The 20,887-nt window shown below is 71.5% G+C and carries 20 protein-coding genes; 10 read left to right on the top strand and 10 right to left on the bottom strand.

Features of this window, described 5'->3' with window-relative positions; all coding sequences use genetic code 11:
• Positions 1 to 86 precede the first annotated feature (86 nt).
• A complete protein-coding gene (locus ACZ55A_RS12910; protein ID WP_468838344.1) occupies positions 87 to 1,271 on the top strand; it encodes a serine hydrolase domain-containing protein in 1,185 nt (394 codons plus the stop codon).
• 58 nt (positions 1,272 to 1,329) lie between these two features.
• Here the strand turns inward: ACZ55A_RS12910 and ACZ55A_RS12905 are convergent, their stop codons facing one another.
• The 4 genes from ACZ55A_RS12905 to ACZ55A_RS12890 all read right to left on the bottom strand — a co-directional run bounded on the left by ACZ55A_RS12905 (position 1,330) and on the right by ACZ55A_RS12890 (position 6,344).
• Positions 1,330 to 2,187 (bottom strand): EamA family transporter, encoded by an 858-nt coding sequence (locus ACZ55A_RS12905; RefSeq protein WP_468838341.1) that lies wholly within the window; start codon positions 2,185 to 2,187, stop codon positions 1,330 to 1,332.
• A complete protein-coding gene (locus ACZ55A_RS12900; RefSeq protein ID WP_468838338.1) occupies positions 2,184 to 2,696 on the bottom strand; it encodes a YbaK/EbsC family protein in 513 nt (170 codons plus the stop codon). The genes ACZ55A_RS12905 and ACZ55A_RS12900 overlap by 4 nt, the downstream gene beginning before the upstream one ends.
• Positions 2,697 to 2,789: 93 nt before the next feature.
• Positions 2,790 to 4,445, bottom strand: a complete 1,656-nt coding sequence (locus tag ACZ55A_RS12895; RefSeq protein WP_468839129.1) for a penicillin-binding transpeptidase domain-containing protein — start codon at positions 4,443 to 4,445, stop codon at positions 2,790 to 2,792.
• Between the two features lie 159 nt (positions 4,446 to 4,604).
• Entirely contained in the window at positions 4,605 to 6,344 is a 1,740-nt protein-coding gene (locus ACZ55A_RS12890; protein WP_468838335.1) for a dolichyl-phosphate-mannose--protein mannosyltransferase, read from the bottom strand.
• An 89-nt stretch (positions 6,345 to 6,433) separates the two neighbouring features.
• Between ACZ55A_RS12890 and rsmI the strand changes: the two genes are divergently transcribed.
• The 6 genes from rsmI to ACZ55A_RS12860 all read left to right on the top strand — a co-directional run bounded on the left by rsmI (position 6,434) and on the right by ACZ55A_RS12860 (position 12,025).
• The gene (rsmI, locus tag ACZ55A_RS12885) at positions 6,434 to 7,309 is read left to right on the top strand and encodes a 16S rRNA (cytidine(1402)-2'-O)-methyltransferase (RefSeq protein WP_468838331.1); all 876 of its coding nucleotides are present in this window, start codon (positions 6,434 to 6,436) and stop codon (positions 7,307 to 7,309) included.
• Between the two features lie 228 nt (positions 7,310 to 7,537).
• Positions 7,538 to 7,996: a hypothetical protein gene (locus tag ACZ55A_RS12880; RefSeq protein ID WP_468838328.1), complete on the top strand. Its 459-nt coding sequence runs from the start codon at positions 7,538 to 7,540 to the stop codon at positions 7,994 to 7,996.
• A 33-nt stretch (positions 7,997 to 8,029) separates the two neighbouring features.
• Positions 8,030 to 8,905, top strand: a complete 876-nt coding sequence (locus tag ACZ55A_RS12875; RefSeq protein ID WP_468838324.1) for a TatD family hydrolase — start codon at positions 8,030 to 8,032, stop codon at positions 8,903 to 8,905.
• A 168-nt stretch (positions 8,906 to 9,073) separates the two neighbouring features.
• Complete coding sequence (locus tag ACZ55A_RS12870) at positions 9,074 to 10,228, top strand: ubiquitin-like domain-containing protein (RefSeq protein WP_468838321.1); 1,155 nt, start codon at positions 9,074 to 9,076, stop codon at positions 10,226 to 10,228.
• 22 nt (positions 10,229 to 10,250) lie between these two features.
• Positions 10,251 to 11,129, top strand: a complete 879-nt coding sequence (rsmA, locus tag ACZ55A_RS12865) for a 16S rRNA (adenine(1518)-N(6)/adenine(1519)-N(6))-dimethyltransferase RsmA (protein ID WP_468838318.1) — start codon at positions 10,251 to 10,253, stop codon at positions 11,127 to 11,129.
• Positions 11,126 to 12,025: a 4-(cytidine 5'-diphospho)-2-C-methyl-D-erythritol kinase gene (locus ACZ55A_RS12860; protein ID WP_468838316.1), complete on the top strand. Its 900-nt coding sequence runs from the start codon at positions 11,126 to 11,128 to the stop codon at positions 12,023 to 12,025. The genes rsmA and ACZ55A_RS12860 overlap by 4 nt, the downstream gene beginning before the upstream one ends.
• 127 nt (positions 12,026 to 12,152) lie before the next feature.
• On the opposite strand, the gene ACZ55A_RS12855 is transcribed toward ACZ55A_RS12860, so the two are convergent.
• Together ACZ55A_RS12855 and ACZ55A_RS12850 are read right to left on the bottom strand one after the other, a co-directional pair.
• Positions 12,153 to 12,449 (bottom strand): DUF397 domain-containing protein, encoded by a 297-nt coding sequence (locus tag ACZ55A_RS12855; RefSeq protein WP_468838313.1) that lies wholly within the window; start codon positions 12,447 to 12,449, stop codon positions 12,153 to 12,155.
• Positions 12,430 to 13,284, bottom strand: coding sequence for a helix-turn-helix domain-containing protein (locus tag ACZ55A_RS12850; protein ID WP_468838310.1), 855 nt, complete (start codon positions 13,282 to 13,284; stop codon positions 12,430 to 12,432). Before ACZ55A_RS12850 ends, ACZ55A_RS12855 begins: the two co-directional genes overlap by 20 nt.
• A 155-nt stretch (positions 13,285 to 13,439) precedes the next feature.
• Between ACZ55A_RS12850 and ACZ55A_RS12845 the strand changes: the two genes are divergently transcribed.
• Entirely contained in the window at positions 13,440 to 13,649 is a 210-nt protein-coding gene (locus ACZ55A_RS12845; protein ID WP_468838307.1) for a hypothetical protein, read from the top strand.
• Between the two features lie 206 nt (positions 13,650 to 13,855).
• On the opposite strand, the gene ACZ55A_RS12840 is transcribed toward ACZ55A_RS12845, so the two are convergent.
• Positions 13,856 to 14,605, bottom strand: a complete 750-nt coding sequence (locus tag ACZ55A_RS12840; RefSeq protein ID WP_468838304.1) for an alpha/beta hydrolase — start codon at positions 14,603 to 14,605, stop codon at positions 13,856 to 13,858.
• A gap of 185 nt (positions 14,606 to 14,790) precedes the next feature.
• Here ACZ55A_RS12840 and ACZ55A_RS12835 point away from each other — a divergent pair, with 185 nt between their 5' ends.
• The gene (locus tag ACZ55A_RS12835; RefSeq protein WP_468838301.1) at positions 14,791 to 16,590 is read left to right on the top strand and encodes an ABC-F family ATP-binding cassette domain-containing protein; all 1,800 of its coding nucleotides are present in this window, start codon (positions 14,791 to 14,793) and stop codon (positions 16,588 to 16,590) included.
• Positions 16,591 to 16,675: 85 nt separating this feature from the next.
• On the opposite strand, the gene ACZ55A_RS12830 is transcribed toward ACZ55A_RS12835, so the two are convergent.
• Positions 16,676 to 17,317, bottom strand: coding sequence for a hypothetical protein (locus ACZ55A_RS12830; RefSeq protein ID WP_468838298.1), 642 nt, complete (start codon positions 17,315 to 17,317; stop codon positions 16,676 to 16,678).
• Between the two features lie 592 nt (positions 17,318 to 17,909).
• Between ACZ55A_RS12830 and ACZ55A_RS12825 the strand changes: the two genes are divergently transcribed.
• The gene (locus ACZ55A_RS12825; RefSeq protein WP_468838296.1) at positions 17,910 to 18,638 is read left to right on the top strand and encodes a response regulator transcription factor; all 729 of its coding nucleotides are present in this window, start codon (positions 17,910 to 17,912) and stop codon (positions 18,636 to 18,638) included.
• A 12-nt stretch (positions 18,639 to 18,650) separates the two neighbouring features.
• Here the strand turns inward: ACZ55A_RS12825 and ACZ55A_RS12820 are convergent, their stop codons facing one another.
• Positions 18,651 to 18,959 carry a hypothetical protein gene (locus tag ACZ55A_RS12820; protein ID WP_468838293.1) on the bottom strand — a complete coding sequence of 103 codons (309 nt, stop codon included), beginning with the start codon at positions 18,957 to 18,959 and terminating at the stop codon, positions 18,651 to 18,653.
• A gap of 32 nt (positions 18,960 to 18,991) precedes the next feature.
• The gene (locus ACZ55A_RS12815; RefSeq protein WP_468838290.1) at positions 18,992 to 20,662 is read right to left on the bottom strand and encodes a sodium:solute symporter family protein; all 1,671 of its coding nucleotides are present in this window, start codon (positions 20,660 to 20,662) and stop codon (positions 18,992 to 18,994) included.
• Positions 20,663 to 20,887 lie beyond the last annotated feature (225 nt).

The raw sequence follows: 20,887 nt of genomic DNA, 5'->3' as shown, positions 1-20,887 counted from the left end.
GCAGAGGCCCTGGTCATCAGCACCGATCCGCGCGTTGCACCATTGATGGGTCACGAAAGCGACGGATAAGTGGGAAGCGGGAAACAGTGGTGGACGTCCAGGGCACGGTCGAGGACGGCTTCGAGCCGGTCCGGGACGCCTTCGCAGCCAACTTCGCGCGGCGCGGAGAGCGGGGGGCGGCGGTCGCCGTCTACCGGCACGGGCGGAAGGTCGTCGACCTGTGGGGCGGTACGAAGGACGGCGACGGCGCGCAGGACGGCACGGCCGCGCCGTGGGAGGCCGGCACCGCGCAGGTGATCCGGTCCGCGACCAAGGGCATCGCCGCCATCGTCCCGCTGCTGCTGCACCAGCGCGGCCAGCTCGACCTGGACGCACCGGTCGGCACGTACTGGCCGGAGTTCAAGGCCGCCGGCAAGGAGCGCGTACCGGTCCGCCACCTGCTCTCCCACCGCGCCGGACTGCCCGTCCTGGACACCCCGCTCACCCCCGCCCAGGCCATCGACGGCGTCAGCGGCCCCGCCGCCCTCGCCGCCCAGGCGCCCGCCTGGGAGCCCGGCACGGACCACGGCTACCACGCCCAGACCTACAGCTGGCTCCTCGGCGAGCTGGTGCTGCGCCTCACCGGACGCACCCTCGGCAACTGGATCGCCGAGGAGATATCCGGCCCGCTCGGCCTCGACCTGTGGATCGGCCTCCCCGAGGACGAACAGTCCCGCGTGGGCCGCCTCGCCCCCGTCGAGCCACCGGCCGCCCCCGCCGCGTCGGGCCTGCGCGTCCGCCCCAAGCAGTCCGTCGCCGACGCCTATGCCGACCCCGCCTCGCTCACGAGCCGCGCCTTCGGCGCGATCTCCCCGGCGCCGGACGAGAACGCCGCGGCCTACCGGGCGGCGGAGCTCCCCGCCTCCGCGGGCATCGCCACCGCCCGCTCGCTGGCCCGCTGTTACGCGGGCCTGATCGGCACCGTCGACGGCCACCCCCGGCTCTTCGCCCCCGCGACCCTGACCCTCGCCCGCACCGAGGAATCCGCGGGCCTGGACCGCACCCTCCTCGTCAACACCCGCTTCGGCCTCGGCTTCATGCTGCACGGCCCCGCCTCCCCCCTGCTCGCCCGCGGCTCCTTCGGCCACCCCGGCCGCGGCGGCGCGCTGGCCTGCGCGGACCCGGAGAGCGGCGTGGCCTTCGGCTACGTCACGAACGGCATGCAGCGGAATGTGACCGCGGATCCTCGCGCGCAGGCGTTGCTGCGAGCTGTTTCCCACGTTGTTGGCTGATCCGCCGAAGGCGGAAACAACAGCAACAACCACGGCGGGAAAGCCAACAACGTGGGATTCACCCACCCCCGGCACACAACATCAGCGCAATCCCCGCCACCATCAGCCCCGCCGCCGCGATCCGTGGAGCGCCGAAGCGTTCCTTGAAGAAGACGGCGCCGATCGCGGCGCCGACGATGATCGAGGATTCGCGCAGGGCGGCTATGGGGGCGAGCGGGGCGCGGGTCTGGGCCCACAGGACCAGGCCGTAGGCGAAGACGGAGAGGATGCCGCCGGCCAGGCCGCGTACGGCGAACGGTCTGAGTTCGGTGAGGAGTTGGCGGCGGCGGGTGGCGAGCGCGTAGGCGGGGATGGCGAGGCCTTCGAGGATCATCAGCCAGGCGATATAGCCGAGGGGGGTGCCGGAGGCGCGTACGCCGAGGCCGTCGACGGTGGTGTAGGCGGCGATGGACAGGCCGGTGGCGAGGGCGGCGAGGAGGGCCGGCCAGTGGGGCCGGGTGCCGGAACCGCGGATGCCCCAGAGGGCCACGCCGACCAGGCCCGCGGAGGCGACGGCCACCCCGGCGAGCGCCCACTTGTCGGGGAGCTCGTGGACGAAGACGGCGGCCAGGACCGTGACGACCAGCGGGGCGGTGCCGCGCGCGATGGGGTACATCTGACCGAAGTCGCCCAGCCGGAACGACTGCATGAGCAGCGCCTGGTAGACGATGTGCAGCACGGCGGAGGCCAGCAGGAAGGGCCAGGCGCCGGCGGCGGGGACGGGCGTGAAGCCGGCCAGTGCGGCGCCGCAGAGCGCACCGCCGCCGCCGACCAGTGTGAAGGCCAGCAGCTGGTCACGTATGCCGTGCGCGATGGCGTTCCAACTGGCGTGTGTGAGGGCGGCCATCAGCACGGCCGCGACGACGAGCGGGGTCACGCCGGGCGCTCGCGGACGTCCACCACGCGTCCCTGGGCGTACTCGATCAGGGCGGCGGGGGCGAGCGGGAAGACCGTGTGCGGGGTGCCGGCGGCAGCCCAGACCGTGTCGTGCGCGAGCAGCCCGCGGTCGGCCAGGACGCGGGTACGGGTGCGGTGGCCGAAGGGCGGGACGCCGCCGATGGCGTAGCCGGTGGTCTCGCGGACGAGTGCGGCGTCGGCCCGGCCGACCTCGGCCGCGCCGAGTTCGGCGCGTACGCGGTCCAGGTCGACGCGGGAGGCGCCGTCCATCAGGACCAGGACCGGATCGCCGTCCGCCGCGAAAATCAGGGACTTGGCGATCTGCGCGAGGTCGCAGCCGACGGCCGCGGCGGCCTCCGCGGCGGTACGGGTGCCTTCGGGGAAGCTGCGGACCTCGACGCTCAGGCCCAGCTCGGCGAGCGCCTGGGCGAAGCGGGGGTGGACCGGGGAGCCGGTGGGCTGTGGGGCGGTGGGCGCGGAATCGGTCATGGCCCGCACGCTAGCGAAAGTTGTACGGGCCATGCGAAGGAAATCCGGCGGAGCGGAACAAGCGAGCGGGGGCCCGGAGGCCCCCGCCGTGCCTCAGTTCGCGGTGAGGATGGCGCGGACCACCGGGCCCGCGTTGGAGCCGCCGTGGCCGCTGGCCGGGACGACGGCTGCCGCGGCGACGTCGTCGCGGTAGGCGGTGAACCAGGCGTTGGGCTTCTTCTGGCCGTCGACCTCGGCCGAGCCGGTCTTGGCGCCGATGTCACCGCTGATGCCGGACATCGCCTCGGCGGCCGTACCGGCGGTCGCGGTCAGCTTCATCAGCGACTTGAGGCCGCTGAGGGTGGCCGGCTTCATCGTGCGGGCGGCCTTGGCGAGCGTGCGGTTGTCCAGCGACGGGGAGACGATGTACGGCTGGTGGAAGGAGCCGGCGCGGACCGTCGCGGCGAGCGTGGCGACGTTGAGCGGGTTCATCCGCACCCCGCCCTGCCCGATCAGCGAGGCCGCCATCTGCGCGTCGTGCTGCACCGGCACCGCACCGTCGAAGGTGGGGATGCCGGTCTGCCAGTTCAGGCCGATGCCGAAGACGTCCCGGGCCTCGTTGGTCAGATCGTCGTCGCGCAGGTCCTTGGCCTGCGAGATGAAGGCGTTGTTGCAGGACGCCGCGAAGCTTTGCGCGAAGGTGCCGTGCGGGATCTCGGACTTGTCGAGGTTCTGGAACTTCCAGCCGCCGACGGTCACGTACTTGGGGCACGGGTGCGCCTTGCCGGGCGAGGTCATGCCCTTGTCCATCAGCAGCGCCGCGGTCACGATCTTCATCGTGGAGCCGGGGGCCATCGACCCCTGGGTGGCGAGGTTGAAGCCCTTCGCCGGGGAGTTGGCGAGCGCGAGGATCTCGCCGGTGCTGGGCTTGACGGCCGCGGCGGCCGCCGACTTCTTGCCCTTGACCGCCCGCTCGGCGGCCGACTGGAGCTTGGCGTCCAGGGTGGTCTTCAGGGTGCCGGGGGTGCCCTTGGAGAGCACCTTCAGCGTCTTGTCGGGCTGCTGTTCGGCGGGCTTGGCGCTCTTGGCGCGGTGGATGAACAGCTCCACGCCCGGCTTGCCGTTGGTCTTGTCGCCGTACTTGTCGCGCAGGCTGTCCAGCACCCCGGCCAGCGTCGGATGCGCGGCGGCGGTCAGCGCGGTGCCGTTGCGGTCCACGGCCTTGATCGGGGGCGCCTCGGCCTCACCCGTACGCAGCTCGTCGCCCTTGGCCAGGCCAGGGTGCAGCACCGCGGGCTGCCAGGCGATCTGCGGCTTTCCGGTGGTCTTGTCGCGCTGCACGGTCGCCGAAGTGCGGTAGGTGTACGGCGCCTTGCTGCCCTTGTAGTCGATCTGCGCGGCGACGGTGTACGGGACCTTGTCGCCGGACGGGGTGCCCGGCGTCACCGTCACCTTTGAGAACTTCGCCTGCTTGCTGAAGGTCTCCAGCGCGGCCTTGGCGGTCGCCGGGCTGCTCGTCAGCCCGGCCGCCTTGGCGGCGTCGCCGGACTGCCAGGCGGTCAGGAACTCCTGCGCCGTCGTCTGGACCTCCTTGGCCGACAGGGGCCCGGTGGGCTTCTTGGTGCCGGCCTCGCCCGCCTTGGCGTCGGCCGACCTCACCTCCTGCGGCGAGGCGTCGTCCGAGCCGCCGAACAGCGCGAGCCCGCCCACGACCCCCGCCACCAGGGCCACCGATCCGCCGATCAGCCCGTACTTCACCTCACGGCGCATTGCCACCGATCCCCTCCCAGGAGTCTCGTCCTTGAATACGCACACAAGAACGTGCACCGCACTCTAAGGGACACGGGGAAGCACCCGAGTCTCGATCCGGGCACGGTCCGGTGACGCGCTGTTGTACGCCTGTTACGGAATCGTCGAACTGAGCCCGGGTCAGACCCAGCTGTCGAACCACATCCGGTGGTGCCAGGCCGACTTCGGGATCGGCATACCCGTATAGAGCGGATAGAAGTAGATGAAATTCCAGATGATGAGGAGGACGAGCACGCCGGCGCCCACCGCGCCGATCGTCCGGCGGCGCTCGGTCGAGCCCGGCGGGCCGATGAGTGCGCCGGTCATCATGGCCAGCGCCAGGCACAGGAACGGGACGAACACCACCGCGTAGAAGAGGAAGATGGTGCGTTCCTGGTAGAGGAACCACGGCAGGTAGCCGGCGGCGATGCCGCAGGCGATGGCGCCGGCCCGCCAGTCCCGCTTGAACAGCCAGCGGTACAGGACGTAGAGCAGCGCGAAGCAGGCCGCCCACCACAGCAGCGGGGTGCCCAGTGCCAGTACTTCGCGGGCGCAGCCCTCGGCCGCGGTGCAGCCGTCCTGGCCGGCCTTGGGGTCCTCGTAGAAGTACGAGACCGGGCGGCCCAGGACCAGCCAGCTCCAGGGGTTGGACTGGTAGGTGTGCGGGGTGGTCAGTCCGGTGTGGAAGGCGTAGACCTCGGTCTGGTAGTGCCACAGGCTGCGCAGCCAGTCCGGCAGCCAGGACCAGCCGCCGGCCCGGCCCTCGGGGGTGGCCGCCCAGTCGCGGTAGTAGCCGCCCTTGGTGGCGATCCAGCCGGACCAGGACGCGAGGTAGGCGGCGAGGGCGACGACGACGGTGGAGCCGAAGGCGGGCAGGACGTCGCGGCGCAGCGCCGAGCGGAAGGGGCGCCGGGCGCCGGCCGTACGGCGGGCGGCGACGTCCCAGAGCACGGACATCAGGGCGAACGCGGCGAGGAAGTACAGACCGTTCCACTTGGTGGCGGCGGACAGGCCCAGGCACAGCCCGGCCGCGATCCGCCAGGGCCGCCACCCCAGCCGCAGCCGGTCGCCGACCTCGTCGTCCGGGCGCGCCAAACCGTCCGGCCCCAGGGGCAGCGCCGCCGCCAGCCGGGCCCGGGTGCGGTCCCGGTCCACCAGCAGACAGCCGAACGCGGCCACCACCCAGAACATCACGATCAGGTCGAGCAGGGCGGTACGGCTCATGACGAAGTGCAGCCCGTCCACCGCCAGCAGCATGCCGGCCAGACAGCCCAGCGCCGTCGACCGCAGCAGCCGCCGCCCGATCCGGCAGATCAGCAGCACCGACAGCGTGCCGAGCAGCGCCACCATGAACCGCCAGCCGAAGGGGTTCATCCCGAACAGGCCCTCGCCGAGCGCGATCAGCCACTTGCCCATCGGCGGGTGCACCACGTACGAGTGCTCGGGCGAGAGCAGGATCTGCGGCGGATGCCCGACCAGCGCGTCGTTGGCGTTCTTGGCCCAGGTGCCCTCGTAGCCGTACTGGAGCAGCGACCAGGCGTCCTTGGGGTAGTACGTCTCGTCGAATATCACCTTCCGCGGGGTGCCGAGGTTCCAGAACCGCAGCACGCCCGCGAACAGCGTGACCAGCAGCGGACCGGCCCACCCCGACCAGCGCGCCAGCCGGGCCGCGGCCTCCGGGCCCGCCCCGAACACCGCCCACATCCGGCCGCTCGGCTCGGGGAAAGCGGGCACCAGCCGCGCCCGCACGTCGTCCCGCGGGCGGACGGGATACCCGAAGCGGCGCAGTCGCCGCTGCCACACGGGGGGCTGCTGGGCCAGCTCCGGGGCGCGGTGCGCGGCGGCGTCGGTCGCGGTGGTCTCACTCGTCACCCGGCCCATCGTAGGGAAGCGGCCTGTGGACCGGTGGGGAGCGCCACCAGGGGATGCCGCCCGGCCGGGGCACCGCGGCGTCCTGGGAGGATGGGCGGGTGACTGGAACGCTGGTACTTGCAGGGACGCCCATCGGTGAGATCGCGGACGCACCGCCGCGGCTCGCCACCGAACTCGCGGCCGCGGATGTGATCGCCGCCGAGGACACCCGGCGGCTGCGGCGGCTGACCCAGGCGCTGGACGTCCAGCCCGCGGGCCGGATCGTGTCGTACTTCGAGGGCAACGAGGCGGCCCGGACGCCCGAGCTGGCCGATGCGCTGGCCGGCGGTGCGCGGGTGCTGCTGGTCACCGACGCCGGTATGCCGTCCGTCTCCGATCCCGGCTACCGCCTGGTCGCCGCGGCCGTCGAGCGTGGCATCAAGGTCACCGCCGTACCGGGTCCGAGCGCGGTGCTCACCGCACTGGCCGTCTCCGGTCTGCCGGTGGACCGCTTCTGCTTCGAGGGCTTCCTGCCCCGCAAGGCCGGTGAGCGGCGCTCCCGGCTGCGCGAGGTCGCCGAGGAGCGGCGCACCCTCGTCTACTTCGAGGCCCCGCACCGTCTGGACGACACCCTGGCCGCGATGGCCGAGATCTTCGGGGCGGACCGGCGGGCCGCGGTCTGCCGTGAGCTGACCAAGACGTACGAGGAGGTCAAGCGCGGCCCGCTGGGCGAGCTGGCGGCCTGGGCGGCCGAGGGCGTACGCGGCGAGATCACCATCGTCGTCGAGGGCGCCCCGGAGAGCGGGCCGCAGGAGCTGGACGCCGGGGAGCTGGTGCGCCGGGTGCGGATCCGCGAGGAGGCGGGGGAGCGCCGTAAGGAAGCCATCGCCGCGGTCGCCGCGGAGGTGGGGCTGCCCAAGAGGGAGGTCTTCGATGCGGTGGTGGCCGCGAAGAACGCCGAGAAGAACGCCGAGAAGAACGCCGCGAAGGGCTGACGCGAAGGGCTGACGCGCAGCGTGGAGCGAAATCCGACCCATCGGAAGGTAAACGACTGGCCGGTACGGTAAAGCGCAGGCCGGGGCATTGGGGTGATTTTCCTACCGCAGGCCAAATCTGCGCCAATACCCTCGGCGACCAGCTGCATTGCGCCAGGGAAAGGCGTCCACTGGGGGACGGGACGCACGGTTCCCGAAGACCTTGTCCAGCGGACAAGAGGAGCGCACATGAGCGAGATCGCCAGGACAACTGACCATCGGATCCCCCAGCCCGAGCCTGCCGCGCACGAGGCGTACTCCTTCGCCTGTATGCGATGCGGCTACGGCTGGGAGCAGGCGTACGAGATAGTCCACCAGATCGACGGCAAGGGCGAGCTGCACGTCGTCTACTACGCGGACGGCGAGCGGGTGCCGTCCCCGCTGACCCGCCCCACCTGCCTGAACTGCGCCAGCAACGTCGTACGCATCATGCGCTCCGGCCAGGTCTCGATGGTCTCCGACGCGATCGCGAGCATGCATCAGCGCCACCCCGGCGGCGAGAAGAACGAGAAGAGCGAGAAGAAGAAGGCCCCGGAGGACACGGCGGAGGGCCGTACCGGCAGCACCGCCGAGGACGGTCCGGACGCCGGGAAGCACCACTGGCACCTCTCCGACCTGCTGCACCCCTTCCAGCACCACCGCAAGTGAGGCGCCGGCCGCGGTCCTCGTAGGATCGCGGCCATGGCTCCGCAGGACAAGAACACCCCGCCGCCGCTGCCCGAACCGCTCCGGGTGGCGGTCGCGGACTCGCACACCCACCTGGACATGCAGGACGGCACCGTCGACGAGGCGCTGGCCAAGGCCGCCTCCGTCGGGGTGGACGCGGTCGTCCAGGTGGGCTGCGACCTGGCCGGTTCGCGGTGGGCCGCGGACGCCGCGGCGGCGTACGAGAGCGTGCACGCCACCGTCGCGCTGCACCCCAACGAAGCGCCCCGGATCGTGCTGGGCGACCCCGACGGCTGGTCGCGGCAGGGCGCACGGGAGGCCGGCGGTGACGCCGCCCTGGACGACGCGCTCGCCGAGATCGACCGGCTCGCCGCGCTGCCGCAGGTCCGCGGCGTCGGCGAGACCGGGCTGGACTACTTCCGTACCGGCCCGGACGGCATGGCCGCCCAGGAGCGGTCCTTCCGCGCCCATATCGAGATCGCCAAGCGGCACGGCAAGGCGCTGGTCATCCACGACCGCGAGGCGCACGACGACGTGCTGCGGATCCTGCGCGAGGAGGGCGCGCCCGAGCGGACCGTCTTCCACTGCTACTCCGGCGACGCGGAGATGGCCGAGGTCTGCGCCGCGGCCGGCTACTTCATGTCCTTCGCCGGCAACGTCACCTTCAAGAACGCCCAGCCCCTGCGCGACGCACTCGCCGTCGCCCCGGCCGAGCTGGTCCTCGTAGAGACCGACGCCCCCTTCCTCACGCCCGCCCCGTACCGCGGACGGGCCAATGCCCCGTACCTCATTCCGGTCACCCTCCGGGCGATGGCCGAGGTCAAGGGGCTGACGGAGGACGCGATGGCCACCGCGGTCGCGGCGAACACGGCGCGCGCCTTCGGTTACTGAGCAGGAGACGGGCCGCCCGCGGCCCGTCCGGGCGGAATCCCGCGCTGCCGTACGGCCATCCGGGGTACCCCGATGTGAGCACTTTCCGTATCGGATCACCTTTGGAGAGTGACCGCCGCTCGGCTACATTCCGGCCGTCAACCGCAGCCGTGGCATGTGGAGCGCGCCGTGAGTCAGTCACCCAGCAGCCACCGCGCCGCGCGCGGCCGTCGCAGGCGCCGCGCCGATCGCTCCGAAGCGCTGCTCCGGGTACTGCCCCGGGCCATGGTCATGGTCTTCCTCGCCGGCGGCACCACCGCCTTCATCGCGCACGACAAGGCGGTCCGGCTCAGCGTCGACGGCTCCCCGCGCACCCTGCACACCTTCGCCGGTGACGTGGCCGATCTGCTCGCCGACGAGGACCTCGACATCGGCGCCCACGACCTGGTCGCGCCCGCTCCCGGCACCGAGCTGGCCAGCGGCGACGAGGTCGTCGTCCGGCACGGCCGGCCGGTCGTGCTCACCATCGACGGACAGCGCCGCACGGTGTGGACCACCGCCGACACCGTCGCCGGCGCGCTCAACCAGATCGGCGTCCGCGCCGAGGGCGCCTATCTGTCCGCCTCCCGCTCCCGGCGTATCCAGCAGCACGGCATGGAACTGGCGGTCCGCACCGAACGCTCGGTGGTCTTCATCGCCGACGGCCGCGAATACCGGATCCGCACCAACGCCGCCACCGTCCGGGAAGCCCTGGCGGAGGCCGGTCTCGGGCTGCGCGACCAGGACACCACGTCGGTGCCGCCGGACAGCTTCCCGCACGAGGGCCAGACCATCTCGGTACTGCGGATCACCGGCTCCAAGGAGGTCCGCGAGCAGCCGATCCCGTTCCGTACGGTCCACCTGGCCGATCCCCAGCTGGCCCGCGGCGCCGTCGCCGTCGTGCAGCAGGGGCGGCCCGGGGTGCGGCGGGTCACCTACCGGCTGCGCACCGTCAACGGCGTCAAGCAGAAGCCGAAGCGGCTGCGCACCGAGGTGGTGCGCGCCCCGCGCCCGCAGATCGTGCACCTGGGCACCCGGACGCTGCCCACCTCGGTGCGCGGCGCGGACCACCTCGCCTGGGGCGCGCTTGCCCAGTGCGAGGCGGGCGGCCGGCCGGACGCGGTGGACTCCTCGGGCACCTACGGCGGGCTCTACCAGTTCGATGTCGCCACCTGGCACCGCCTCGGCGGCCGCGGCCGCCCGCAGGACGCACCCGCCCGGGAGCAGACCTACCGGGCCAAGAAGCTCTACATCAGCCGGGGGGCGAGTGCCTGGCCCGTGTGCGGCCGTAAGCTTCACGGGTGAACCAGCGCAGCGAGGCTTTGGCATGAGCAAGAGCACCACCGACGATTCCGGGCCCCTCCTCGGCCCCGCCGACATCCGCGAACTGGCCGCCACGCTGGGGGTACGTCCCACCAAGCAGCGGGGCCAGAACTTCGTCATCGACGCCAACACCGTCCGCCGCATCGTGCGGACCGCCGAGGTACGGCCCGACGACGTGGTCGTCGAGATCGGCCCGGGCCTGGGCTCGCTGACCCTGGCGCTGCTGGAGGCCGCGGACCGGGTCACCGCCGTCGAGATCGACGACGTACTGGCCGCCGCGCTGCCGTCCACCGTCGCGGCCCGGATGCCCGAGCGCGCCGACCGCTTCGCGCTGGTGCACCGCGACGCCATGCACGTCACCGAGCTGCCCGGCCCCGCGCCGACCGCGCTGGTCGCCAACCTCCCGTACAACGTCGCGGTCCCCGTCCTCCTGCACATGCTCGCGACCTTCCCGAGCATCGAGCGCACCCTGGTCATGGTGCAGTCCGAGGTCGCCGACCGCCTCGCCGCCCGCCCCGGCAACAAGGTCTACGGCGTGCCGTCGGTCAAGGCCAACTGGTACGCCGAGGTCAAGCGGGCCGGCGCCATCGGCCGCAACGTCTTCTGGCCGGCGCCCAACGTCGACTCCGGTCTGGTCTCCCTCGTACGCCGTGAGCGGCCGGTCGAGACCACGGCCGGCCGCGACGAGGTCTTCGCGGTCGTCGACGCCGCGTTCGCCCAGCGCCGCAAGACGCTGCGGGCGGCGCTGGCGGGGTGGGCCGGCTCGGCCGCCGCGGCGGAGGCCGCGCTGGTCGCCGCGGGCGTCTCACCGCAGGCCCGCGGCGAGGCGCTGACGGTGGAGGAGTTCGCACGGATCGCGGAGATGCGGGAGGCGGGAAAGTGACGGATTCGGTGACGGTACGCGTCCCCGCGAAGGTCAATGTGCAGCTGGCGGTCGGCGCCGCCCGCGCGGACGGCTTCCACGACCTGGCGAACGTCTTCCTGGCGGTCGGCCTCTACGACGAGGTGACGGCCACCCCCGCGGACACCCTGCGGATCACCGCCGAGGGCCATGACGTCGACCAGATCCCGCTGGACCGCACGAACCTGGCAGCCCGCGCCGCCGAACTGCTCGCCGCCCGGTACGGCATCGCGCCGGACGTCCACCTCCACATCGCCAAGGACATCCCGGTCGCCGGCGGTATGGCCGGCGGCAGCGCGGACGCCGCCGGTGCGCTGCTGGCCTGCGACGCCCTGTGGTCCACCGGCGCCTCCCGCGCCGAACTCCTCGACATCTGCGCCGAGTTGGGCAGCGATGTGCCGTTCAGCCTGGTCGGCGGGGCGGCCCTGGGCCGCGGCCGCGGCGAACTGCTGACGCCGCTGACCGTGGGCGGCACCTTCCACTGGGTCTTCGCGGTCGCCGAGGGCGGCCTGTCCACCCCGGCCGTCTACCGCGAGTTCGACCGGCTGACGGCGGGGACCGAGGTGCCCGTCCCCGAGGCGGCCCCCGAGCTGCTGGCCGCGCTGGAGACCGGCGACGCCACCGCACTCGCCGCGGCCCTAACCAACGATCTCCAGCCCGCGGCGCTCTCACTGCGCCCGGACCTGACCGCCACCCTGGACGCCGGAACCGCCGCCGGCGCCCTGGCCGCACTCGTCTCCGGCTCCGGCCCGACCACGGCGTTCCTGGTCAAGGACGCGGAGTCGGCGCAACATGTGGCGGCGTCGCTGGTGGCGTCGGGCACCTGCCGCGCGGTCCGGGTGGCGAATTCGCCGGCGGTGGGGGCGACGGTTCTCTAGGGGACGGGCGAACAGATCCCGTAGGGGGTACGAGCGCCCCCTACGGGGCCACAACGGGCCGGGGCCCGGCGGTATTCCCGCGGGCGCTCGGGCGTACGCGAGGACTCACCCGGGCGCCCGCAAGGACTCAAGTGCCCGGCAGGCCTGCGTCCTTGACGGCGGAGACGAAGGACGACCAGGCGGCGGCGGGGAAGATGATCGCGGGGCCGTGCGGGTCCTTGGAGTCGCGGACGGGGACGATGCCGGGGAGGTCGTCGACTACCTCGACACAGTTCCCGCCTTCACCGTTGGTGTAGCTGCTCTTGCGCCAGTGGGCGGCGCCCGGGAAGTCCGAAGCGACCTCGATGCAGTTGCCGCCGTCGCCGTTGCTGTAGCTGCTCTTCCTCCAGCTGGCGGTGCTCAAGTCAAAGGGCTTGCTTGCCATTTCGGTAGTCCTCAGCCGCTTCCTCGATCATGGCGAGGGACGCCTCCGGCGGCAGAGCGGCGGCCCTGAGCCGATCGTATGCCTTGCGGTACTGCTTCACGAGGGCCGGTTCGTCGATGGTGTCGCCACTGTACGCGGACTCCGTGTAGACCAGCGGAGGGGCGTCGGGGAACGACATGGCCGTGATGGTGCCCACCATCAGCGGATGTGCCCCGCAATTCCACGGAAGTACCTGTGGAGTGATCCGGGGCCGCCGCGCCAACCCCACCACGCGCTCCAGTTGTTCCGCCATCTCCGTCGGAGGGATGATGGGAAGGCGCAACAGCGACTCGTGCAGAACCACCCAGTACTCGGGGTTCCTGGAGTCATCATCGAAGAGGCGGGCCCGGGCAAGCCTCGCCTGCACCTTCTCGTCCGTCTTCTCCCGCGACTCCAGCGGATGCGCGGCACGTACGACGGCACGGGCGTACGGGCCGGTCTGGAGCAGCCCGGGGAACACGGTGGGGCACCACTCCTCAATGACCTCGGCGTGCCGCTCGGCCTCAAGAACCTTCTCGAAGTACTTGGCGTGCCCCTTCTGACGGGCCTTGCGGACGTCCGCACAACGCCGGGCGAAGAACCCGTCGGTGCCGAGCACCTTGTTCACGTGCTCGGCCAGCTCCGCCGGCATCCGCCGCTCGCCACGCTCGATCTCGCTGAGGTGACTCAGCCCGTAGAAACTCCCGTCCGCCAACTGCTGAAGCGTGAGCCCTGCCGCCTCACGCTTCCAGCGCAGTTCCTTGCCGTAGAAGCTCGGGACGCTCTCCGAGCCGTCAATGTCCTTGCGTCGTGCCACGGTTCACCGCCGTAGGTGTAACTGACTCATTTCCACCACCGCACACCGCAATTCCCCGTGTCACGGCAGGGAGCCCAAACGCCTTTCACGCTACGCCGCGTCACGTCACGCTGTGAGCGCTTCGTCACATTGCGCACAGGGAAGGCGTACGACACATGCCCAGCCACCTCCACGACGACGTACACGACAGCACCGAAGCGCTCCGTACCGCGCTCAAGGACAACGGCATCACCCTGCCGTCGCTCGACGTCGATCTGCCCGGCCTCACGTGCAGTTACGGCGCCCCGCTCGTCGCCCTCGGCAACTGCAACGCGGCCACCGCCCGCAAGCTCGCCGAGGTCCTCCGCAAGGCGGCCGCCCGTTGACGTCGATGCCTCCGGCGAGGCGCCGCCTCTTACGCGTCACCCGGGTGCCGCCCGGCCTGCTCCTGCCTGGTGGCCAGGAGGCGGGGCGGCGGCCCGTGGCTCAGGACGCGCGGCGCCGGGAGCTGGCGGAGTCCCTGCGGAGGCTCAACGAGTGGTCGTCGGGCTGGGGCGGACGCCGCTGAGGCCGCCGCCCGAGGGCCGGAGGGCTATGCCGTGCCTCCGGCCGCCTCGGCCAGCAGCTCGGCCACCAACTGGCCTGCGCTCAGGGCGTGTTCGGCGGTCGTGGGGACACAGCGGTCCGCCGCCGGGTCGTACGCGGTCATGATCACGCCGGCGTGGTCGGTGTCCGGCTCCTGGAGCGTCACCGGGCAGCGGCCCGCGGTGCGCAGCGCCTCCGCCAGTTCACGGGAGTGCCGGGCGTCCAGGACCGTGTCCCGGCTGCCGTGGACGAGGTGCACCGGTACGGCCGGGTCCCGCCCCGCGGCGAGATCGGCCAGCGGTGCGGTCCCGGTCGTACGCGCCGACAGGTCGTAGCGTCCCGCCAGACCCACGACCGCCCTCGGCCGCCACCCCTCCGCGACCTCGGGCCGCTGTGCGACCCCCAGCGCGGCCCCGGCCCCCGCCGACCAGCCCGCCAGTACGAAGGACTCCCCGTCGCCGCCCAGCCCGCCCGCTTCCTTGCGGGCGAAGGCCAGTGACTCCAGGAGCTGCGCCCGGCCGCCGTCCGGGGCGTCCGAGGCCCAGTCCGGTACGACCACCAGCAGACCGCGCGCCGCGACCGTGCGGGCGAGCGGTTCCAGCACCTCCCGCTCGTCGGGGCCGATGCCGTGCCAGAGCAGCACGGTCGGCGCCGGCCGGGGCGCCCCCGCCGGCCGGTGGATGTCCAGCCGTTTGCCGTTCGGGCCGTAGATCAGCCCGCGTTCCGTCTCCACTGCCGCATCTGTGTCCGATGTCATGGTGGGACGCTATCCAACGGGGGTGGGCAAGCGTCAGGCGCCGATGACCGCCGGCGACACCAGCCAGGCCAGGGCCGGCAGGCATACCGCGGCCGGCAGGCAGATCAGGCCCGCCGCACGCCGACTAGGCTGGGAAGGCCGATCGATGTGAAGCGCACAATCGATGTGAAGCGCACAGGAGTGAGATGGCCGTCAACCTCGTCAATCTGGAAGCCGTCGGCAAGGTCTACGGGACCCGTGCCCTGCTCGACGGTGTCTCCCTGGGCGTCAACGAGGGGGACCGGATCGGCGTCGTCGGGCGCAACGGCGACGGCAAGACCACCCTGATCCGGATCCTCGCCAAGCTGGAGGGCGCCGACGACGGCCGGGTCACCCACAGCGGAGGGCTGCGGCTCGGCGTGCTGACCCAGCACGATTCGCTCGACCCGGCGGCCACCATCCGGCATGAGGTCATCGGCGACCTCGCCGACCACGAGTGGGCGGGCAACGCCAAGATCCGCGATGTACTGACCGGTCTCTTCGGCGATCTGCACCTGCCGGGCTTCACCCAGGGTCTGGACACCGTCATCGGCCCGCTCTCCGGTGGTGAGCGGCGCCGGATCGCGCTGGCCAAGCTTCTGATCGCCGAGCAGGACCTGATCGTGCTCGACGAGCCCACCAACCACCTCGACGTCGAGGGCATCTCCTGGCTGGCCGGCCATCTCCAGGCCCGCCGGTCGGCGCTGGTGGTCGTCACTCACGACCGCTGGTTCCTCGACCAGGTCTGTACGCGGATGTGGGACGTGCAGCGCGGGGCGGTCCATGAGTACGAGGGCGGTTACAGCGACTACGTCTTCGCCCGTGCCGAGCGGGAGCGGATCGCGGCCTCCGAGGAGGCCAAGCGGCAGAACCTGATGCGCAAGGAGCTGGCGTGGCTGCGGCGCGGCGCTCCGGCCCGTACCAGCAAGCCCCGCTTCCGCATCGAGGCAGCCAACGAGCTGATCGCCGACGTCCCGCCGCCGCGCGACAGCGCCGAGCTGATGAAGTTCGCCAACTCGCGGCTGGGCAAGACGGTCTTCGACCTGGAGGACGTCAGCGTCCAGGCGGGCCCCAAGGTGCTGTTGAAGCATCTGACCTGGCAGCTGGGGCCCGGCGACCGGATCGGTCTGGTCGGCGTCAACGGAGCGGGCAAGACCTCGCTGCTGCGGGCGTTGGCCGAGGCGGCCCGTACGCAGGGCGAGGCGCAGCCGGTGGCCGGCCGGATCACCGTCGGCAAGACCGTCAAGCTGGCCTATCTGTCGCAGGAGGTCGCCGAGCTCGATCCCGCCTGGCGCGTTCTGGAGGCCGTGCAGCGGGTGCGGGAGCGGGTCGATCTGGGCAAGGGCCGGGAGATGACCGCCGGCCAGCTGTGCGAGAAGTTCGGCTTCACCAAGGAGAAGCAGTGGACGCCGGTCGGTGACCTGTCGGGCGGTGAGCGGCGCCGGCTCCAGATCCTGCGGCTGCTGATGGACGAGCCCAATGTGCTCTTCCTCGACGAGCCCACCAACGACCTCGACATCGAGACGCTGACCCAGCTGGAGGACGTGCTCGACGGCTGGCCCGGCTCGATGATCGTCATCAGCCACGACCGCTACTTCATCGAGCGCACCACCGACCGTGTCCAGGCGCTGCTGGGCGATGCCACGCTGCGGATGCTGCCGCGCGGCCTGGACGAGTACCTGGAGCGCCGCCGGAAGGTCATCGAGGCCGCCACGCCCGCACCGGCCCCGCAGACCGCGGCGCCCAAGAAGGCCGCCGCCGTCAACCGCGCGGCCCAGAAGGAACTCCAGAAGATCGAGCGCCAGTTGGACAAGATCGGCGACAAGGAGGGCAAGCTGCACGCCCAGATCGCCGAGCACGCCACCGACTTCGAGAAGGTCGCCGGCCTCGACACCCAGCTGCGCGAGCTGGCCGCCGAGCGGGACGAGCTGGAGATGCGCTGGCTGGAGCTGGCCGAGGACGTGTAGGGGGAGGCCCCCAGGGCCGGTCCGGTGGGCCGGCGGCTGTGCAGCTCCGCTGTAGCCCGGCCGCCGGCCCCTCGTCGTACGGCCCTCAGCCCAACGGCTTCCTGACCTCGCTACGGATCTTGTCCGCCTTGTCCGCGAACGCCTGGAGGTCGACGGACCGGGGATCCTTCGACAGCTCCGCGGCATCGGTCTCGGCGACGTTCCCGCCCGTACTGGAGTCGGCCCACACACAGAACGCCAGCGTGACCTTCTGCCCCAGCTCGGTGCGCACATCCACCCCGCAGGTCAGCGGCTGTCCGCCACCGCTCGGTGTGAACTCCTTCTCCGCCACCGCGACATCGGTCTTCCCGTCGCGCGTCATCCCGTTGATGGTGTGGTCTACGGCCCTCTCCGGGTCGTCTATGGAGCCGTAAAGCCCCAGCATCACCAGGGACTTGGTCCCGCTGGTGTACTGGCCGCCCGCCGCCTTCATGCCGTGTTCGTTGGCGCCGTCGTGCGGTACCGAGCTGTCTGCCTGCTGGGAGATGTCCTTGGTGAGCTTGTACTCACCGCCCGCCAGCGTCTGCGGCACCGTGATCCGGTACTTCGGGCCGCTGGACCCACCGGAGCTGCCCCCGCCGGACAGCACGGCCGAGGCGATGCCCCCGATCACCAGCACACCGGCGACCGCGCCGATGATCCCCCACACCTTTCCGGCACTGCTCCGGGGCGGAACCGGCGGCACCATTCCGGGCCCGCCGTACCCGGCCTGGCCCTGCGGCGGCACCCCGTAAGGCGGCTGTGGTGCTCCGTAAGGTCCCGGCTGCGGCGCGTCGTAAGGCCCCGTCGGCGGCGCCCCGTAGGGCCCTTGCGGCGCGTACGGCCCGCCGCCCGGCGGTATCTGACCACCCGGCACCTGCTGCGGATGGCCGCCCGGCTGACCGGCCGGCGGCCTCCCGTAACCCGGCGCGCCCCCGAAGCCGTTGTGCGGCTGCTGCGGTGTACTCATGACATTCCTTCGCTCACGTTTCGCGACTCCCCCGGCATCGAACCGCGCCGTCTGCACCGCAGGGAACCGGTTTTCGCTTCTCCCCGCCAGCTGAACCCACACTGTGGCACACCGCACCGACACCGGCCCCGTGGACCGTCTCCGGGCATCTGATCCCCGGCGGAGCGCATCGTTTGGGCCGCAATCGGCCCCGAATGGCCGGGAATCCAGCATTCCGGGGGTCTTCTCCCCGGTAGGGGGCGCGCTGCGGCAGTCGAGCGTGTAGCTTCCCGGGGACGAGCGGCCCGGCCGGGGCCGCGCCGGGGCCCGCCGGAGTGGAGGGGGTTGGTCGATGGGCGTGCGGCTCATGGTGGTCGACGATCACCGTCTGCTCGCGGAGGCGCTCGCCTCGGCGCTGAAGCTGCGCGGGCACCGTGTGCTGGCGGCCGCCGCGCCGAGCGCCGGGGCCGCGGAGCTGGTGGTGAGCCGGGCGCCGGAGGTGTGCCTGCTGGGTACCGCGTCGCCCGCCCAGCCGGGGGCCTTCGATCCGGTCGTACGGATCAAGAAGGAGCGGCCGCAGGTCGCGGTGGTGGTGCTGGGGCCGGTCCCCAGCCCCCGCGGTATCGCGGCCGCCTTCGCGGCCGGGGCGTCGGGGTATGTGCGCAACGACGAGCGGATCGAGGGCGTCGAACGCGCCATGATGAAGGCCAGGGCGGGGGAGTCGGCGGTCTCACCGCAGCTGTTGCAGCAGGCCTTCGAGGAGCTGCTGCACCCCGCGGCGCAGCCGGACGACGAGGGCGCGCGGCTGCTGGAACTGCTCACCCCGCGCGAGGTCGAGGTCTTGATGCGGGTCGCGGACGGCGAGGACACCCGGCTGATCGCGGCCGGGATGGACATCGCGCCGAGCACCGCGCGGACGCATGTGCAGCGGGTGCTGATGAAGCTGGAGGTGGGCTCCCGGCTGGAGGCCGCCGCGCTGGCGGCGCGTACCGGGCTGCTGGACCGGGCGGGCAGTGGCCGGGCCGCGCGGCTGGCGGCGGCGGGACCGGGGGATCCGGCCCCGCCGGAACAGGCCGGGTGAGAGGCGGGCGGCTCAGGCCTCCGGGGGAGCGTCCCCGGTCCCGGCCCGCAGCTCCGCCGCGGTCGGCGGGGCGGCCGGCCGCAGCTTGAGCCAGACCAGGAAGAACAGGCCGAGGGCGAGCATGCCGAGGCCCGTCCACAGGTTGATGTTGATGTCCTGGGCCTTCTTGAGGTCCGCGTCGGAGGCGGTCAGGCCGGCGAGGGTGACGATCACGCCGTAGACGACGAACAGACCGCCGATGATGCGCCGTACGTCGAAGAGCCGCGCGGCGGTCGCCGATTCGCGCTCCAGCTCCTCGACCTCGTGCTGGTAGTCACTCATGGTGGGTCAACTCCGCTGGTTCGGGCCAGTGTTCAGAAGGAGAACGGGACGTAGCAGACGGCGGCGAGGACGATCGCGCCCCAGCCCAGCAGGGCCGGCTTGCGGTACCAGGCGTCGTCGCCCTCGGCCGGCAGCTCGTCCATACCGGGCGACCTGGTGCCGTAGACCAGGCCGGCCAGCGACTCGGCGGGCTTCGGCCTGGTGACCATGGTGACCACGAACATCACCAGGGCGCCGACGACGAACGCGACGATCGAGGAGACGAAGTTGGCGCCCTGGTCGGAGGGGATCGAGATGATGCCCTGCTTGTAGAACCAGAAGTAGTTGACCATCGCGGCCGCCGTGCCGGAGAGCAGCCCCCAGAAGCCGGCCGCGGCGCTGGTCCGCTTCCAGAACATGCCGATGATGAAGACGACGAACAGCGGGACGTTGAAGAAGGAGAACAGCGTCTGGAGGTAGTTCATGATGTTGCTGAAGGACGAGGCGATGAAGGCCGTGCCCATCCCGATCAGCACGCCCACCGCGGTGACCACACGCCCCGTCCTGAGGTAGTGCGCGTCCTCCCGGCCCTTCTTGAGGTACGCCGCCCATATGTCGTTGGTGAAGACCGTGTTGAACGACGAGACGTTGGCGGCCATACCGGCCATGAAGGCCGCGAGCAGACCGGTCACCGCGATGCCGAGCACACCGTTGGGCAGCAGGTCCCGCATCAGCACCGGGATCGCGTCGTTGTACTGGAGCCCGTCCTTGGACTTGCCCAGCGTCGGCTCCATGACCAGCGCGATCAGGCCCGGGACGACCACCACCATGGGTATGAAGATCTTGGGGAAGGCGGCGATCAGCGGGGTGCGCTTCGCGGCGGAGAGGTTCTTCGCGGACAGGGCGCGCTGCACCTCGGCGAAGTTGGTGGTCCAGTAGCCGAAGCTCATCACGAAGCCGAGGCCGAGGACGATGGTCAGCCAGTTCGCGCCGAGCGGGTTGCCCTCGCCGATGCCGGTGCCCTTCCAGGCGGTCAGGAAGGCATCGCCGTGCGAGGAGGTCAGGGAGTGGGTGAGCCCGTCCCAGCCGCCGACGCGCTTGAGGCCGACGATGGTCAGCGGGATCAGCGCGGCCAGGATCACGAAGAACTGAAGGACCTCGTTGTAGATCGCCGAGGACAGCCCGCCGATGGTGATGTACGCCAGGACGAAGAAGCCGGCGATGACGATCGCGACCCACTCGGGCCAGCCCAGCAGCGCTTCCAGCACGATCGCCATGGCGTACAGGTTCACGCCCGCGATCAGCACCGACGAGACGGCGAAGATCACCGACGACAGCAGGTGCGAGGAGGGCCCGAAGCGGTGCAGCAGGAATTCGGGCACCGAGCGGACCTTGGAGCCGTAGTAGAACGGCATCATCACCAGGCCGAGGAAGACCATGGCCGGGATGGCGCCGATCCAGTACCAGTGGACGGTGTAGGCCCCGTACTGCGCGCCGTTGGCGGCCATCCCGAGGATCTCGGTGGCGCCGAGGTTGGCGGCGACGAAGGCCAGGCCGGTGACCCAGGCGGGCAGCGACCGCCCGGAGAGGAAGAAGTCCAGGCTCGTCTTCACGCTGCGTTTTGCCGCGAATCCGATGCCGAGGACGACGACGAAGTAGAGGGCGAGGATGGTGTAGTCGAGCCCGTTGGTGGGAAGCCGTAGTCCTTCGGCCAAGGTGATCATGGGGCACTCGCTTCTTCGGGAGCGATCTGAACGCACAGAAAGCTACGCGCGGACGGTCGGAAACTGAACACTTTTGTTCGGTTGAGTTGCTGGATCGTGACCGCGACGAGCGATTTGTCCAGTTTCTTCGCCCGCGGGCGGTGGCTGGTGCCGACATTGACGCGACTGTTTAGTTGTGCTTCATTGTGTTTGTTTGTGTTTGATCGGCGTGGTGTGTAAGGAGCT

This window comes from Streptomyces sp. NPDC034111, from assembly GCF_055575375.1.
This window is presented reverse-complemented; position numbering and strand designations above follow the sequence as displayed.